The following is a 16,369-nucleotide window of genomic DNA, read 5'->3' as shown; positions in this document are numbered from 1 at the left end:
GGTTGTCCTTCCTATCAGACTTGCATCTGGTCCGCGATGCGGCCGAGGCTTTCCTCTTTGCCGAGCAACGCGAGCACGTCGAAAATGCCGGGCGAGGTCTTGCGCCCGGTGAGAGCGGCGCGGAGCGGCTGGGCGACCTGTCCGAGCTTCACGCCCGTGCTGTCCGCCACCTGCCGTACCGCTGCTTCGATTGTCTCCTGATCCCACTGCTGCACCGCGTCAAGCGCGGCGTGCAGCGCAGCGAGGAGCGCACGGGCGTCGGCGGTCAGCAGGTCCGAAGCTGCCTGATCCATCGCGAGTGGCCGGACCGCAAACAGGAAAGCGGCGCCGTCGCTCAGTTCGTTGAGATTGGCGGCGCGCGCCTTCAGCACCGGCATCGCGCGCGTGAGCAGATCGACGTCGGTATAGCCGCCGATCCCCGCGACCAACCCTGCCAGCCGCGCATCGTCGGCGGCACGGATATAATGGCCGTTGAGGTTTTCGAGCTTCTTCAGATCGAAGCGCGACGGGCTCTTGCCGACCGCATCGAGGTCGAACCATTCGGTCGCCTGTTCGCGGCTGATAATCTCGTCGTCGCCATGGCCCCAGCCGAGGCGGAGCAGGTAGTTGTCGAAGGCTTCGGGCAGGATGCCGAGCTCGTCGCGATACGCCTCGATCCCCACTGCGCCGTGGCGCTTCGACAGTTTGGCGCCGTCGGTGCCGTGGATCAGCGGGATATGCGCATAGACCGGCTCCGGCCAGCCATTCGCCTTGTAGATCGGTAGCTGGCGGAAGGCGTTGTTGAGGTGATCGTCGCCGCGGATCACATGCGTCACGCCCATGTCGTGATCGTCGACCACCACCGCGAGCATATAGGTCGGCGTGCCGTCCGAGCGCAGGAGGATGAGGTCGTCGAGCTCGCTGTTCTGAACCGTCACCGACCCCTGCACCTGGTCGTCGATCGTCGTCGCGCCGTCACGCGGCGCCTTGAGGCGCACGACGAAGGGCTGGCCGTCCGGCGCGGTCGCGGGATCGGCGTCGCGCCAGGGCGAGCGGATGCGCAGCGGCTGCTTTGCCGCCTGCGCCGCTTCGCGCTGCGCGGCGATCTCGTCCTGCGTCATGTAGCAGCGATAGGCATGGCCGTTCGCCACCATCTGATGCGCGACCTCGGCATGGCGATCGGCGCGCGCGAACTGGAAGACGGCGTCGCCGTCCCAGTCGATGCCCAGCCATTGCAGCCCGGCGAGGATCGCATCGATCGCCGGCTGCGTCGAGCGGGCACGATCGGTATCCTCGATCCGCAGCAGGAACGTGCCGCCATGGTGACGGGCGTACAGCCAATTGAACAGCGCGGTGCGCGCGCCGCCGAGGTGCAGATAGCCGGTGGGCGAGGGGGCGAATCGCGTGACTATTCCCGCGCCGTCGCCCGAACGATTTTCAACTGTTGCGCCCAACCGCGCTTGCTCCCAAAGTTTGAAACCTGATGGCCAGTCCAGCCGCCGCGGCCTCTAGCACGCGCTCCGTGCGCCTTCAAATGCCCCAGGGGTGGCATCGGTTGCGCGATCGTGTGGAAGCGTGGTTGCACGCGGAGCGCGATCGGATTGCTTTATGGGTGCCGGTGGCGTTCGGGGCGGGCGCCGGCGGCTGGTTCCTGTTGCTCGACCCCAACCAGTGGATCGCGGCGATGCTGGCGGCACTCGCCATCGCCTGCGCTGCCGCGGCGATCGGCCGGGGCGGGCGGGCGGCGCATAGCGTCGCTGTCGGCGCTGTTCTGATGGCGGCGGGCGTGGCGACAGCGTGGTGGCGCGCGGAGCAGGTCGCGGCCCCGGTGCTGGCGCGGCCGGTCGTCGCCGTCGTGACCGGCCGAGTGGTCGGAATGGAGGCCCTCGTCGCGCGCGATCTGGTGCGGCTGACGATCGAGAGCGATCCGGGGTTGGGATTGCCACCGCGGGTGCGGGTCAACCTGGCGACCGACGATGTGCCGAAGGGGCTGGGCGAGGGCGCGCGGATCCGGCTGCGCGCGCGGTTGATGCCGCCGGCGGCGGCTTCGGTGCCGGGCGCATATGACTTTGCGCGGGCCGCGTGGTTCGCCGGGATCGGCGCGACCGGTCGAGGGTTCGCGCCGGTGGAGCTGGTGTCGCCCGGCATGCCGGAGGGCAGCCTGCGGCGACGCCTGACGGCACATATCACCGATCGGCTGGAGGGGAGCCGGGGCGGCATCGCGGCGGCGCTGGCGACCGGAGACGAGGGGGCGATCAGCGAGCCCGATGCGGAGGCGATGCGGCGGGCGGGGCTGGCGCATCTGCTGTCGGTCAGCGGGCTGCACATCACCGCGGCGGTGGCGGCGACGATGTTCGTGACGTTGCGACTACTCGCGCTGTGGCCGTGGCTCGCCATTCGCGTCCGGTTGCCGTTGGTCGCTGCTGGGATGGGGGCGTTGGCCGCCATCGGCTATACGTTGCTCACCGGATCCCAGGTTCCCACGATCCGATCGTGCGTCGCCGCGCTGCTGGTGCTGGCGGCGCTGGCGATGGGGCGGGAGGCGATGACGCTGCGGCTGGTTGCGGCGGGCGCGATGGTCGTGCTGGCGGTGCGGCCAGAAGCGCTGGTCGGGCCGAGCTTCCAGCTGTCGTTCGCCGCGATCGTGGCGATCGTTGCGCTGCACGAGCATCCAAGGGTGCGCGGGTGGTTCGAGCCGCGGGAGGAAGCGCGCGCACGCCGTCTGGTACGCGGGCTCGGGTCGCTGTTGCTGACGGGCGTGGTGGTGGAGGCGGCGCTGATGCCGATCGCGGTCTATCACTTTCACAAGGCGGGCCTGTACGGGGCTGCCGCCAATATCGTCGCCATCCCGCTGACGACGTTCGTCGTCATGCCGCTGGAGGCGGGCGCGTTGGTGCTGGACACGGTCGGGCTGGGCGGGCCTGTGTGGTGGTTGACCGATGGGGCGCTGCGCGGGCTGCTGTGGCTGGCGCATGTGGTGGCGGATGCGCCGGGCGCGTCGCTGGCGGTGCCGTCGATGCCGCTGGGGGCGTTTCTGTCGATGATCGCCGGTGGGCTGTGGCTGGCGCTGTGGAGTACGCCCGTACGCTTGGTCGGCGTGCTGCCGATCGTCGCCGGTGCCGTCTGGGCGGCGTCGACCCCGCCGCCCGATCTGCTGGTGACGGGGGACGGGCGGCATATGGCGATTCGGGTGGGCGGTCGGCTGGCGCTGCTGCGCGATCGCGCCGGGGACTATACGCGGGCGATGCTTGCCGAAAATGGCGGGACCGATGGCGAGCCTTGGCTGCTCGACGATCTGCCGGAGGCGCGGTGCAGCCGCGATGCGTGCGTGGCGGTCCTGCGGGACGGGGGAGGGCAGTCGTTCCGCGTCCTGGCCACCCGCAGCGGCTACCAATTGGCATGGCGGGATGTGGTCGCGGCCTGCGGGAGGGCGGACGTCGTGGTGAGCGACCGGCGGCTGCCGCGGGCGTGCCGGCCGCGCTGGCTGCGGCTAGACGCGCCCGTGCTGCGGCGGACCGGCGGCGTCATGCTGACCCTGGCGAGCGGGTGTGTGCGGACCGTGACGCAGCCAGGGGATCGGCATCCGTGGCTGGTGGGAGCCAAGGTCGCCCCGCCTCGGCCGGACGATATCCCGACGGCCATGCCTCCGCGATGACCCCAGTCTGCGCGCTGGTCTCGGTCTGAGCCTTTGCGACGGGGCGCTGCTTCCCGTAGCGGCATGGAGTTCGGGTCGATCCTTCATTGCTTCGCTACGCTCGCAATGATGCCCCTGTCTGAACATCTGATATTAAAGGACTTTCAGCCACCCAATGAGCGGGAAGCCGAGATGCCCTACCCTCGACGGAAGGCTGAAGGCGCCGTTTGGAAAGTCACAAAAGTCTCACGGACGATCGTATGTTGCGGCGCGCCACCACGCCGGGATCGTGTCAGTCGTAGCGGCGCAGGATACCCGACAACTTGCCCTGCACGCGGACGTGCGAGGGAACGTAGCGCTGCGGCTCATAGGCGCGGTTGGCGGGATCGAGACGGATCATCGCGCCTTCGCGACGGAAATATTTGAGCGTCGCCTCGCTATCCTCGATCAACGCAACGACGATCTCGCCATCGCGGGCGATGTCGGTGCGGCGGATCAGCGCATAGTCGCCGTCGAGAATGCCGGCTTCGACCATCGAATCGCCGGACACTTCCAGCGCATAATGTTCGCCGGTGCCGAGCAAGGCCGCGGGGACGGCGAGCATCGAACTGCCTTCGAACGCCTCGATCGGCACGCCGGCTGCGATCCGGCCGTGCAGCGGGATTTCGACGACGTCGTTCGCGGGCGGGGGGGCGGGACGCACGTTGCCCGTAGCCGGCGGGCTCGGCGGCGCAGCGGGAGCGGGCGTTTCCGGCGCCTTGCGTTCGGAGCGTTCCGGCATGCGCAGCACTTCCAGCGCACGCGCGCGGTTGGGCAGGCGGCGGATGAAGTTGCGTTCCTCGAGCGCGCTGATCAGGCGGTGGACGCCGGACTTGGACTTTAGGTCGAGCGCGTCCTTCATCTCCTCGAACGACGGCGAGATGCCCGTCTCCTCGAGCCGGTCGTTGATGAAGCATACAAGCTCGTGCTGCTTGCGCGTGAGCATAAGCGGTCCTTCCCCGTCAGAACAGACGCGGAACTTCTAGGGAACAATTCGTGGGGCGTCAAGCGATGACGAGGATTTCCGCCGAGTCGCCCGCGCGCGCGACGGGGGCACCGACCGGCCGCACGATCAGGCAATGCGAGCGCGCCAGCGTTAGCAGCATCGAACTGTCCTGAATGGTCGAGGCAAAGGCGCGGCCGTCGCGCAGTTCGGCGCGCAAATAATCGGTGCGCGGGCCGTTGGCCGGCAAATCTTCGCCCAGGATCGCCATCGTGCTGCGCGGCAGCGGGTTCGCAGCGCCGGACAGGTGCGCGATCAATGGTTTGACGAAGAGTAGGGCGGTAACGAAGGCGGATACCGGGTTGCCCGGCAGGCCCAGCACCTGCATCGCGCCACGCCGTCCCGCCATCATCGGCTTGCCCGGCCGCAGTGCGATCCGCCAGAAATCGATGACGCCGCCCGCCGCCTCCAGTGCCGGCCGCACGAGATCGTGGTCGCCGACGGACGCGCCGCCGGTGGTGACGAGCAGATCGGCGTCGACGCGTCCGAACGCGTCGCGCAGGCGATCGAGGTCATCGGGCAGGATGCCGAGGTCGATCAGCTCGATCGGCAGGTCGGCGAGCATCGCCGCCAGCATTGCGCGGTTCGATTCGGGCAGCGCGCTAGGGTCGCCGCCGGTGCCCGGATCGACCAGTTCGTCGCCCGTCGCGCAGATGGCGACGCGCACTCGGCGGTGGACCGCGATCGTGCCGATGCCGCCGGTCGCGGCGACGGCGATGCGCGCGGGCGTCAGCCGCTCGCCCCGCGCGATCAGGCGATCCCAAGCGTGAAAGTCGAGGCCGCGGCGGCGGGTGTTGCGGCCGAGCGTTGCCGGGCCTTCGCCAGTCAGGTGGATCGTGGTGCCGTCCGCGCCCACCTCTTCCTGCACCATCACCGTGTCGGCGCCGGCGGGCATGGCCGCGCCGGTGAAGATGCGTACCGTTTCGCCCGGCCCGACGGTGCCGGTAAAGGGGCGACCGGCGGCGCTTTCGCCGATCAGCGTCCAGGGTCCGGGCAGATCGGCGAAGCGGATCGCATAGCCGTCCATCGCCGACAGGTCGGCGGCGGGCTGGGTGCGGCGGGCGGCGATGTCGTCCGCCGCCCAGCGGCCGGCGGCGGCGGCGAGCGGCACGGTTTCGGTCCCGACTGGCGGGGCGTGCGCGAACAGCCGCGCCTGGGCTTCGTCGATCGGGAGCAGCGCCATGGCGTCAGGCGCGCCAGTCGCCCGACGCGCCGCCGGCCTTTTCGAGCAGGCGGATGTCCGAGATCGTCATCGCGCGGTCCATCGCCTTCGCCATGTCGTAGATGGTGAGCAGCGCGACCGACACGGCGGTCAGCGCCTCCATCTCGACGCCGGTCTTGCCGTCGGTGGCGGTGAGCGCAGTCGCGGTGATGCCGGCATCGTCCAGCGTCAGGTCGAGCGTGACGCGGGTGAGGGGCAAGGGGTGGCAGAGCGGGATGAGGTCCGCGGTCTTCTTCGCCGCCATGATCCCGGCGACGCGGGCAACGGCGAGCACGTCCCCCTTCTTCGCGGCGCCATCGCGGATCGCGGCCAGGGCGTCGGGGGCGATCGCGATGCGACCGGTGGCGACTGCGCGGCGCTGCGTCACCGCCTTGTCGCCCACATCGACCATATGCGCGGCGCCGTCGGCGTCGAGATGGGTGAGGCGGCTCACCCGACCAATGCCCGCGTCGCGGCCTCGACGTCGTCGGCACGCATCAGCGCTTCGCCGATCAGGAAGCAGCGCACGCCATGCGCCGCCATCGCATCGAGGTCGGCGCGGGTTTCGAGGCCGCTTTCCGCAACGAAGGTGCAGCCCTTGGGCGCCTTGCCGACCAGCTCGTAGGTGCGGGCGAAGTCGACGGAGAAGTCGTGCAGATTGCGGTTGTTGACGCCGATCAGCCGCGACTTGAGGCGGAGCGCGCGGTCCAGTTCGGATTCGTCATGTACCTCGACCAGCACGTCCATGCCGCAATCGAGCGCCGAGGCCTCGATCTCCGCCATCTGTTTGTCGTCCAGCGCGGCAACGATGATGAGGATGGCATCGGCGCCGATCGAGCGGCTTTCGGTCGCCTGCCAGGGATCGACCATGAAATCCTTGCGGATCACGGGCAGGTCGCAGGCGGCGCGCGCGGCGATCAGATAGTCGTCGCTGCCCTGGAACCATTGTTCATCGGTGAGCACCGACAGGCAGGCCGCGCCACCCGCCTGATAGGCGCGCGCATGGGCGGGCGGATCGAAATCGGCACGGATCAGCCCCTTGGACGGGCTGGCCTTTTTGATTTCGGCAATGAGCGCATGGCCGGATCTGGCGTCGAGCGCGGCGCGGAAGCCGCGCGGCTTCGTCACCGCGGCGATGCGCGCGTCCAGATCGGCGAGGCTGATCGTCGCCTTGCGCGCGGCAACCTCTGCACGCTTGGTTTCGATAATGCGGGACAAAATGGTCATCGGTAGGCGATCCAGCGGTCGAGGAGCGCGGCAGCGCGGCCGGCGTCGAGCGCTTCGGCGGCGGCCTGTGCGCCCGCAGTGAGATTGGGTGCGTGGTCGGCGACGACAAGCGCCGCCGCCGCGTTGAGCAGCACGGCGTCGCGATACGCGCCCGCCTCTCCATCGAGCAGGCGGCGCAGCGCGGCGGCATTATAGGCCGGATCGCCGCCGCGGATGGCGGCGAGCGGGTGGCGGGGCAGGCCGGCGTCTTCCGGCGTGATGCGCGATGGCAGCGCCGCGCTACCGACATTCACCGCGAGGCTGGGGCCGGCGGTGGAGAGTTCGTCCAGGCCCTCTTCGCCCGAAATCACCGCGGCGCGCGCGGTGCCGAGCTGTTCCAGCGCCTCGGCATAGAGGCCGGCGTAATCGGGGCGGGCGATGCCGATCAGCTGGTGCGACACGCGCGCCGGATTGGCGAGGGGACCCATCAGGTTGAAGATCGTACGCTTGCCGATGCGGCGGCGGATCGGCGTGATCCGCGCCATCGCCGGGTGATGGTTGGCGGCGAACAGGAAGGCGATGCCGATATCGGCGAGGCTCGCCTCCGCGGTCGCGCCGGCGATCTCCATGTCGAGGCCGAGCGCCTCCAGCGTATCGGCGGCGCCGGCTTTCGAGGAGGCGGCGCGGTTGCCGTGCTTGGCGACCGGTACGCCGCAGGCCGCGACGACGAGCGCGACGGCGGTCGAGACGTTGAGCGTATGATGCCCGTCACCGCCCGTACCGCAGACGTCGATCGCGCCATCGGGGGCGGCGATCGGGATCAGGCGGGCACGCAGCGCGCGCGCGGCCTCGGCGATTTCGATGCTGGTTTCGCCGCGATCGGACAGAGCCAGCAGAAAGTCGCCGATCGCCTCTGCCGAGACGCGCGCGTCGAGGATATCGGCAAACGCCTGCGCCGCGCTTTCGCGCGACAGCGGCGACGATGGATCGGGAAGCAGGACGACGCTGGTCACGGGCGCTCGCGCACCGGAATGCCGGCGATCGTCAGGAAGTTGGCGAGCATGGCATGGCCGTGTTCGGTCGCGATGCTTTCGGGGTGGAACTGCACGCCGTGGATCGGCAGGCGTTCGTGGCGGAAGCCCATGACGATGCCATCCCGGGTGCGCGCGTTGACGACCAGGGGCGACGCCACGTCGTTGACGATCAGACTGTGATAGCGCGTCGCCATGAAGGGCGAGGGCAGCCCTTCGAACAGGCCGGTGCCGTCATGGTCGACCGGGGAGGTCTTGCCGTGCATCAGCCCGCCGCGTTCGACCTTGCCACCGAAATGCTGGCCGATCGCCTGATGGCCCAGGCACACGCCGAGCAGCGGTCGCCCCGCATCCGCGGCCGCGGCGACGAGATCGAGGCTGACGCCCGCTTCCGTCGGGGTGCAGGGGCCGGGCGAGATGAGGAAGGCGCTGGCGCCCGATGACAGCGCCTGCCCCGCCGAAATGGCGTCGTTGCGCACCACCTCGACCTCGCTGCCCAGCTCCATGAGGTAGTGGACGAGGTTCCAGGTGAAGCTGTCGTAATTGTCGACGACGAGGATCATCGCGCCGCCATAGCCGAAGAGCGCGGGCGTGCAACCTGTCGCACCCTCTTGCGTCGCGGCAATCCTGTAGCAATGTCGGTTCGGTTAGACCCGAGAAACCATGCCACGCCGGCGGGAGCCATGGCGGCGGCTGCACGTTGAACGACCTGAAGGAGTGCCCGTCATGATCCGCCCGTTGCTGCTCGCCGCCCTCATTGCCCTGCCGGCGGTTGCCTCCGCGCAGACCACCCCCGCCACCGGGACGGACGGGACGGCGGAGGCGGGATCGCCGCCGCAGCGGGTGCGCAGCGTGACGCTGGGCGTGGGACAGAAGTGCCCGCAGAGCACCTCGACCGAGATCGTCGTGTGTTCGACGCTCGACCAGCCCTATCGCATCCCGAAGCAGTTCCGCGACAGCGGGCCGATCCCCGCGCAGAACCAGGCATGGTCGAACAAGGTGGCGGTGCAAGACCAGATCGGTCGCGCCGCGGCCGGGTTGCCGGACACGTGTTCGCCCGTCGGCACCGGTGGGCAGAGCGGCTGTGCGCTGATGCAGAACCGGCAGTGGGCGGCCGAGCGGCGCGCGCAGCGTGATGCGCAGGCGCAGATTCCTTGAGGCTGGGACTGCGTTCCTAGTTTCGTTCGTCACCCCAGCGGAGGCTGGGGTCTCTTGCGGCTCTTGATGCGCGCACGCCAACCGAGGAATCCCGGCCTTCGCTGGGATGACGGATTGGCTGAAGTTTCGTCGGAGCGCAGAGCCTAGGGCCTACTGCCCGAACCGCCCAGCCGCCGCGCGCGCCACGGCGTCGCGGGCGGCCGCGAGGATCGCTCCAGCCTTCGCTTCGCACTCGCGCTGTTCGTACGCGGGCACGCTGTCGGCGACGATGCCGGCGCCGGCCTGTGCGTGGATCGTGCCGTCCTTCACGATCGCGGTGCGGAGGACGATGCACGAATCCATCGATCCGTCCGGCGAGAAATAGCCGACGCCGCCGGCATAGGCGCCGCGCCGTTCGGGCTCGAGTTCGGCGATGATCTGGCAGGCGCGCACTTTCGGGGCGCCGCTGACCGTGCCGGCGGGGAAGCCGGCGAAAAGGGCGTCGATCGCGTCGGCGGCGGGGGACAGGTCGCCCACCACATTCGAGACGATGTGCATGACGTGGCTGTACAATTCGATGCCGTAGCTCGACGTGACGCGCACCGTGCCGGGCGCCGCCGCTCGGCCGACATCGTTGCGGCCGAGATCGAGCAGCATCAGATGCTCGGCGCGTTCCTTCGGATCGGCGAGTAGGCTTTCGCGATTCGCTTCGTCCTCCGCCGCGGTCTTGCCGCGCGGGCGGGTGCCGGCGATCGGGCGGATCGTCACCTGACCGTCGCGCACCCGGACGAGGATTTCGGGGCTCGACCCGATCAGCGCAAAGCCGGGCAGATCGAGGTGATAGAGGAAGGGCGAGGGGTTGATGCGACGCAGGCTGCGGTACAGTTCGAACGGCGGCAGCGCGAAGGGCGCGGAGAAGCGCTGCGCCAGCACCACCTGAAAGATGTCGCCCGCGGCGATATAGTCCTGCGCGCGGGTGACCATCGTCGCATAGTCCTGCGGCGCGATGGCGGGCGTATAGGCGGGCTCTTCGGGGTCCGCGGTGACGGGCGCCGGCAGCGGGGTATGCGCAAGGCGGGCAGCGACGTCGTCCAGCCGATCTTCCGCCGCGGCGACCAACTTCTCCGGCGTGCGCGTGGCATCGGGCCATACCGGGGCGACCAGATAGAGCGCATCGGCGAGGCGATCGAACACGCAGATCACCGTCGGCCGGACGAACAGCATGTCGGGCAGACCGAGCGGATCGGCGGCCGGGGCGTCGAGCCGCTCGACGAGGCCGATCGTCTCATAGCCGAAATAGCCGACGAGGCAGGCGAGCGCGCGCGGCAAGTCCGCAGGGACCTCACCCTGGCATTCCGCGACCAGCGCGCGCAGCGCGGCGAGCGTCGGCGTCCCGGTCGGCTGGAATGCGGCGCGATCCGTAGCCCAGTGGCGGTTGATCTCGGCGGTGTCGCCATACGCACGGAAGACGAGATCGGGCGCGAGGCCGATCAGGCTGTGCCGCCCGCGCGTCGCGCCGCCTTCGACCGATTCGAGCAGGAAGTCGCCCCGGCCCGGCTCGATTAGCTTGAGCGCGGCGGCGACCGGCGTTTCGGTGTCGGCGACCTGCCGCCGCCAGACGAACGCCGGGCGCCCGGCGGCGAGGGTCGCGATCGCCGCGGCGCTGGCGCTCATCTCAGTTGCCGGCGCCGGTCAGATCGGCGCGCACCTTGGCGAGCGCGGCCGCATCGGTCTTCACGCCGACGGCGTTGCGGACGGCGCGGGCGAACTGTTCGGCATATTCGCGGCCGACGAGCTGCGCGATGCTGGCGCGGGCACCGGCCACCGCCTGCGGCACGCCCTTGGCATCGCCGGGCACGATCTGGTCGAGCTTGACGATCAGCCAGCCGGCGTTGTTCGGCGCTTCGAGCAGCTTCGCATTGCCCTTGGCCATCGCGAACATCAGCGCGAGCGGCGCCTGCACCTGACCCTGCGCGGACGCGAGCTGCGCGCGCGTCGCCACGGCGGGCTGGACCGGCGGCAGCGGACGGCCCGCGGTCGCCATCGCCTGCGCCAGCGGCGTGCCCTTGTTCACCTTGGCAAGGATGTCGGTGGCGAGCTTGCGCGCGGCGGCACGGGCACGATCGGCGGCATAGTCCGCGGCGACCTGTGCGCGCACCTGATCCAGCGGGCGCGGCGCGGCGGGGACGACACGGCCGAGCGCGACCACGGCAAAGCTGCCGTCCTGGCCCGTCGGCACCAGCTGTGCGGGGTCGCCCTCCGCCATTTGGAAGGCTGCGCCGACGATCGGGGCGATCGCCGGATCGGCGGCGGTGCCGGGCGAATCGGGGTTGGTGCCGTTGGCGAGCAGCGCGGGCGTGGTGGTGGCGCTGAGCTTCTGGTCGGCGGTCACCTCGTCGAACGTCGCGCTCTTGCCGAGCGCATCGTCCAGCTTGTCATGCAGGTCCGACAGGGCGCGGGCGAGCTTGTCCTTCGACAGCGCCGCGACCAGTTCCGGCTTCGCCTGCTCCAGCGTCTTGCCGGGCGATTGTTCGATCGATTCGACCTTGGCGACGACCCAGCCGAGCGGCCCGCGCACCGGACCGATCATACCACCGCGCGGCGCGGCGAAGGCGGCGTCGGCGATCGCGGTGCTGGTCGTGCCGGCGTAGGCCGACTTGGTGACGGCGGTCTGCGTCGCGGCTTCCAGGCCGGCGGCGCGGGCGGCGTCGGTCAGCGACGTGCCGCCCTTCACCTTGGCGGCGATGGCGTTGGCGCCGGCCTGATCGGCGACCACGACCTGAGCGATCGTGCGCTTTTCGGCAGCGGCGAAGCGCGGCGCCTGGCTCTTGTAGGCGGCGGCGATCTCAGCATCGGTCGGCGTGGCGGCGGCCTTCACCATCTCGGGCGTGACGCGGGCGTAGCGGATCACGCGGCGTTCCGGCACGGTGAAGCGCGCGACGTTGCGGCGATAGAAAGCCTGCAGTTCGGCGTCGGTCGGCGCAGGGCCGCCGGCGAGCGCGGAGGCGGGGACGAACGCGATCTGGCCGGACCGCTTTTCGAGCATCAGCGAGGCATAGGGCAGCGCGACCTTCTGCGGCACCTGCGTCGCCCCCTGCGTCGGCAGCATCAGCTGCTGCGCGATTATGTCGCGCGCGATGTCGGTGCGGACCTGCGCGTCGGTCAGCTTCTGGTCGGCGAGCAGCTGCTGGTAGCGGACGGGATCGAACTGGCCGTTGGGACCGCGCAGGCCGGGGATGCCGGCGATGACGCCGTCGATCGACCGCTTGCTGACGACCATGCCCTGGTCCTGGCCGAAGCGTTCCAGCGCGACGCCGTTGACCGCGCGGTCCAGCGTGGATTGCAGGCCGCCCTGTTCGAGCAGCTGTTCCATGGTCAGCGTCGGGATGCGCTGGCGGGCGCCGGCCAGCTCGGTCTGGACGCGCTGGCGCAGCTCGGCGGGGGAGATCTTCGTGCCGCCGACGGTGGCGACGCTGCCGCCCGACAGGCTGGGGCCGTTGCCCGCGAGGCCGGTGATGTCGCCTGCGGCGAAGGCGAGCGCGATGACGCCCAGCACGATGAAGGTGACGACGACGCCGGCCTTGGAATTGATGATCCGGCGGAAGAAGCTGAGCATGGAGTGGCCGATCGTCCCTGAAAGATTTGGTCCACGCTTTAGGGGGGCAGTGCCTTGCCATCAAGCGCGCGGGCAGGCATGACGCGTTTAACGTGTAAAACGACTGATAAGGCAGGACGGGAGGTCGGATGACTCGGCGCAAGTTCGTGGCGGGAAACTGGAAAATGAACGGATCGCGCGCGGCGCTTGCCGAACTGGACGCGATCGCCGCCGCGGCAGAGGCAGCACCGGGGGTGGACGTGGCGGTCGCCGTGCCCTTCACGCTGATCGCGGGCGCGGCGGACCGCGTGCCCAACCTGTCGATCGGTGCCGAGGACGTGCATGAGGCGGACAGCGGCGCGCATACCGGTTGCGTCTCGGCGGGCATGGTCGCGGAGGCGGGCGCGCGCTTCACCATCGTGGGCCATAGCGAGCGCCGCGCGGACCAGGGCGAAACCAGCCATGACGCTTGGGCGAAAGCGGCGGCGGCGCGGCGCGCGGGGCTGCACGTCATCTCCTGCTGCGGCGAGACCGAGGCCGAGCGCGACGCCGACCGCGCGGAGCGCGTGGTGCAGGCGCAGATCGAGAAATCGGTGCCCGACAATGCCGACGGCAGCTGGTTCACGCTCGCCTACGAACCGCGTTGGGCGATCGGCACCGGCCGCACGCCGACGCTGGACCAGATCGCCGCGATCCATTCGATCGCCCGCGCCAAGCTGCGCCAGCTGGTCGGCGACGCGGCGGACGGGATCCGCATCCTGTACGGCGGATCGGTGACGGGCGATAACGCGGCGACGATCCTCGCCTGCGAGAATGTCGACGGTGCCCTGGTCGGCGGCGCGAGCCTGACCGCGGCGAAATTCGTGCCGATCATCGAGGCGGCGGCGACGCTGTAACGCTCGATCCACACTGCCAGTCAGCGTTGCGAAAGGCGCCATGCGACATCATCTGTCGCATGGTGACGACCTATGGCCCTTCGCAATACGGCGCTTCGCGACGCGAGCGGATCGGTGCGGCGCTCCTGACCGGGGGCGTCGTGGCGACGCTGGGCTATGCCTTGGTGATGGGGCTGGCCTTTCACGGCGCGCCGCAGGCGGTGCAGCAGGCGTTGGCGACCTTTACCGTGATGCCCGATCCACCGCCGCCCGAACGCGTGGTGCCGCCGCCCAAGAAGATCAACCGGCCGAGCGGCAAGGCCTCGCCGCCCAACCTGCGGTCCAAGGCGACCGAGGTGACCGCGCCGGTGCCGATCATCCAGGTCGCGCCGCCGCCGCCGGTGATCGTCGCGCCGCTGCCCAATATCGGCGTGCAGGCGACCTCCGGTGCGTCGGACAAGCCGGGGCCGGGCACGGGTGCCGGCGGGATCGGCAACGGCAATGGCGCGGGCGGCGACGGCGATGGTGACGGCAGCGGCTGGGAACGCGTGCCGCGGCTGATCAACGGGCGGATCAAGGGATCGGACATTCCCGATTCGATCCTCGACACCGGGTTTCGCGGCGTGGTGAGCGTCCGCTACCGGGTCGAGACCAATGGCCACGTCACCAATTGCCGGATCGCGCAATCGAGCGGCAATGCGCTGATGGATCAGGCGACGTGCCGGGCGATCGAAAAGCGCTTCCGCTACGATCCGTGGCGCGATGCGGCGGGCAAGCCCGTGGCGTCGACCGTGCTGCGCGACCAGCAATGGGATATCGACCCGCCCGCGACCGATCGGTGATGCGTTGACAGTTTGGGGCGCGCGGCGCAGCTAGGCGACGGACACCGCTCCATCACCCGGCATGCGCACCGCCGCCGCTGCCCGACAGGATGAATTCCGATGGATGAGCCGGTCACGTTCGGGCGTGCGGCGCCGACGATCTGCGTGCGCGATATGCAAGCGGCCTTGCGCTTTTATGGCGGCATGCTGGGGTTCGCGACCGTCTTCGAAAACGGCGATCCGCTGGGCTTTGCGGTGCTGAAGAAGGATGCGGCCGAGGTGCATCTGACCCGCAAGGCCGATCACGTCGCCTCCACGGCCAACGTCATGCACCTGTTCGTCGACGATGCCGATGCGCTCTATCGCCGGCTGGAGGCCGCGGGCACGCGGATCATCAAGCGGCTGGCCGACAAGGACTATGGCCAGCGCGCCTTCGTCTTCGCGGACCCCGACGGGAACCGCATCGATGTCGGCGCGCGACCTCAGCCGCGCGGATAGCGCGCCTTCAGCACCGCATAACATGCCCGCAGCGCATAGGCCTCGCCGCCCTTTGGCCGGCCGGGCTTGGCGGTCGGGCGCCAGGCGAAGACGTCCATATGCGCCCAGGCGACGTCCTGCGGCACGAAGCGGCGGAGGAACAGCGCGGCGGTAACGGCACCGGCGAAGCCGCCGTCGGGCGCGTTGACCATGTCGGCGATGTCCGACTTCAGCATGTCGTCGTAGGCGCCCCACAGCGGCATGCGCCACAGCGGATCGCTGAGCGCGTCACCGGCGGCCAGGATATCGCGCGCCAGATCCTCGTCGTCGGTGAACAGCGGCGGCAGGTCGGGACCGAGAGCGACGCGAGCCGCGCCGGTCAGCGTTGCGAAGTCGAGGATGAGTTCGGGCTTTCCTTCGCCCGCCTTGGTCAGCGCATCGCCCAGGATCAGGCGCCCCTCTGCGTCGGTATTGGTGTTTTCGACCGTCAGCCCCGCGCGGCTGCGCAGCACGTCGCCGGGGCGGAAGGCGTTGCCGGCAATCGCATTTTCCACCGCCGGGATCAGCAGGTGGAGCCGCACCGGCAGCCGTGCCGCCATCACGAGGCTCGCCAGCGCCAGCGCATGTGCGGCGCCGCCCATATCCTTCTTCATCAGCCGCATGCCGGCGGACGGCTTGATATCGAGACCGCCGGTGTCGAACACGACACCCTTGCCGACGAGGGCGATGCGCGGATGCGCGGGGTCGCCCCATTCCAGCTCGATCAGGCGCGGATGGCGTTCCTTCACCGCGGCCTGCCCGACCGCGTGGATCATCGGATAGTCGGCGGCGAGCGTGTCGCCGCGCGTGACGGTGAGCGCCGCATGATGCTCGCGCGCCAGCTTCTCGGCAGCCATTTCCAGCTCGGCCGGCCCGAGGTCGCCGGCGCCGGTGTTGACGAGGTCGCGGACCAGCGCGGTCGCGGCGGCGACGCGCAGCACCTCCTCGATCCCCGCCGCATCGCGGGTCAGCAGGATACGAGGCCCGGTATCGTCGGGGCGGCGATAGCGGTCGAAGCGATATTGGCCTAGCACCCAGCCGAGCGCCGCCGGGCCGATCTCGCCCGCGACGCGATAGGTGCCCGCCGGCAGCGTCTCGGCAAGCTTGGCGAGCGACCACGGGTCGGCGGGACCGGCGATGGCGATGCCGTGGACGTCCTCGTCGACGAATACCGCCGCGCTGCCCGCCTTGCCGGTAAAGCGCTGCGCGGCGAGCGCGGTCCGCACCCGTTGCGGCTGGCCACCCAGCCAAGCGTCATAGGCATCGGGGGCGATCAGGTCGATCGTGCGGGCGGCCTGGCCACGGTCGGGCTGGAGCAGGGTATCGGGCATG

15 protein-coding genes are annotated in these 16,369 nt (G+C 70.0%); 5 read left to right on the top strand and 10 right to left on the bottom strand.

Translation table 11 applies throughout. The annotated features are described in order from the left end of the window. Positions 1-14: 14 nt before the first annotated feature. Positions 15-1,433: a glutamate--tRNA ligase gene (gene gltX, locus A7E77_RS01040; RefSeq protein ID WP_063685286.1), complete on the bottom strand. Its 1,419-nt coding sequence runs from the start codon at positions 1,431-1,433 to the stop codon at positions 15-17. 80 nt (positions 1,434-1,513) lie between these two features. On the opposite strand from gltX, the gene A7E77_RS01035 reads away from it, so the two are divergent. Continuing rightward, positions 1,514-3,634, top strand: a complete 2,121-nt coding sequence (locus A7E77_RS01035; RefSeq protein WP_226341798.1) for a ComEC/Rec2 family competence protein — start codon at positions 1,514-1,516, stop codon at positions 3,632-3,634. 271 nt (positions 3,635-3,905) lie between these two features. Here A7E77_RS01035 and lexA read toward each other — a convergent pair whose 3' ends face one another. Genes lexA through A7E77_RS01005 form a run of 6 tightly spaced genes read right to left on the bottom strand, consistent with a single transcriptional unit; the run spans position 3,906 to position 8,656 of the window. Next, positions 3,906-4,598 carry a transcriptional repressor LexA gene (lexA, locus tag A7E77_RS01030; protein WP_063685282.1) on the bottom strand — a complete coding sequence of 231 codons (693 nt, stop codon included), beginning with the start codon at positions 4,596-4,598 and terminating at the stop codon, positions 3,906-3,908. 58 nt (positions 4,599-4,656) lie between these two features. After that, on the bottom strand, positions 4,657-5,838 hold the full coding sequence (locus A7E77_RS01025; protein WP_063685280.1) for a molybdopterin molybdotransferase MoeA: 1,182 nt from the start codon (positions 5,836-5,838) through the stop codon (positions 4,657-4,659). A gap of 4 nt (positions 5,839-5,842) precedes the next feature. Further along, positions 5,843-6,310 (bottom strand): cyclic pyranopterin monophosphate synthase MoaC, encoded by a 468-nt coding sequence (gene moaC, locus A7E77_RS01020; RefSeq protein ID WP_063685278.1) that lies wholly within the window; start codon positions 6,308-6,310, stop codon positions 5,843-5,845. Then, complete coding sequence (gene trpC, locus A7E77_RS01015; RefSeq protein ID WP_063685276.1) at positions 6,307-7,083, bottom strand: indole-3-glycerol phosphate synthase TrpC; 777 nt, start codon at positions 7,081-7,083, stop codon at positions 6,307-6,309. The genes moaC and trpC overlap by 4 nt, the downstream gene beginning before the upstream one ends. Beyond that, positions 7,080-8,075, bottom strand: coding sequence for an anthranilate phosphoribosyltransferase (trpD, locus tag A7E77_RS01010; protein WP_063685274.1), 996 nt, complete (start codon positions 8,073-8,075; stop codon positions 7,080-7,082). Before trpD ends, trpC begins: the two co-directional genes overlap by 4 nt. Then, entirely contained in the window at positions 8,072-8,656 is a 585-nt protein-coding gene (locus A7E77_RS01005) for an anthranilate synthase component II (RefSeq protein ID WP_063685273.1), read from the bottom strand. The genes trpD and A7E77_RS01005 overlap by 4 nt, the downstream gene beginning before the upstream one ends. Positions 8,657-8,819: 163 nt before the next feature. Here A7E77_RS01005 and A7E77_RS01000 point away from each other — a divergent pair, with 163 nt between their 5' ends. Further along, a complete protein-coding gene (locus tag A7E77_RS01000) occupies positions 8,820-9,251 on the top strand; it encodes a hypothetical protein (RefSeq protein WP_017979148.1) in 432 nt (143 codons plus the stop codon). 150 nt (positions 9,252-9,401) lie between these two features. On the opposite strand, the gene trpE is transcribed toward A7E77_RS01000, so the two are convergent. Continuing rightward, complete coding sequence (gene trpE / locus A7E77_RS00995) at positions 9,402-10,904, bottom strand: anthranilate synthase component I (protein WP_063685271.1); 1,503 nt, start codon at positions 10,902-10,904, stop codon at positions 9,402-9,404. 1 nt (position 10,905) lies between these two features. Then, positions 10,906-12,846: a peptidylprolyl isomerase gene (locus A7E77_RS00990; RefSeq protein ID WP_063685269.1), complete on the bottom strand. Its 1,941-nt coding sequence runs from the start codon at positions 12,844-12,846 to the stop codon at positions 10,906-10,908. Between the two features lie 128 nt (positions 12,847-12,974). Between A7E77_RS00990 and tpiA the strand changes: the two genes are divergently transcribed. From tpiA to A7E77_RS00975, 3 genes are all read left to right on the top strand, one after another. Further along, the gene (gene tpiA / locus A7E77_RS00985; RefSeq protein WP_063685267.1) at positions 12,975-13,721 is read left to right on the top strand and encodes a triose-phosphate isomerase; all 747 of its coding nucleotides are present in this window, start codon (positions 12,975-12,977) and stop codon (positions 13,719-13,721) included. Positions 13,722-13,780: 59 nt separating this feature from the next. Next, on the top strand, positions 13,781-14,542 hold the full coding sequence (locus A7E77_RS18440; protein WP_063685265.1) for an energy transducer TonB: 762 nt from the start codon (positions 13,781-13,783) through the stop codon (positions 14,540-14,542). A 99-nt stretch (positions 14,543-14,641) separates the two neighbouring features. Continuing rightward, the gene (locus A7E77_RS00975; RefSeq protein ID WP_063685263.1) at positions 14,642-15,019 is read left to right on the top strand and encodes a VOC family protein; all 378 of its coding nucleotides are present in this window, start codon (positions 14,642-14,644) and stop codon (positions 15,017-15,019) included. On the opposite strand, the gene A7E77_RS00970 is transcribed toward A7E77_RS00975, so the two are convergent. Next, on the bottom strand, positions 15,004-16,368 hold the full coding sequence (locus A7E77_RS00970) for a leucyl aminopeptidase family protein (RefSeq protein ID WP_063685261.1): 1,365 nt from the start codon (positions 16,366-16,368) through the stop codon (positions 15,004-15,006). The two genes, A7E77_RS00975 and A7E77_RS00970, sit on opposite strands and share 16 nt — an antisense overlap. Position 16,369: the final 1 nt, after the last annotated feature.

This window comes from Sphingomonas sp. NIC1, assembly GCF_001638925.1.
Taxonomy (GTDB): Bacteria; Pseudomonadota; Alphaproteobacteria; order Sphingomonadales; family Sphingomonadaceae; genus Sphingomonas; species Sphingomonas aquatilis.
The sequence above is the reverse complement of the archived record's forward strand: the minus strand, read 5'-3'. Positions and strand labels throughout refer to the sequence as shown.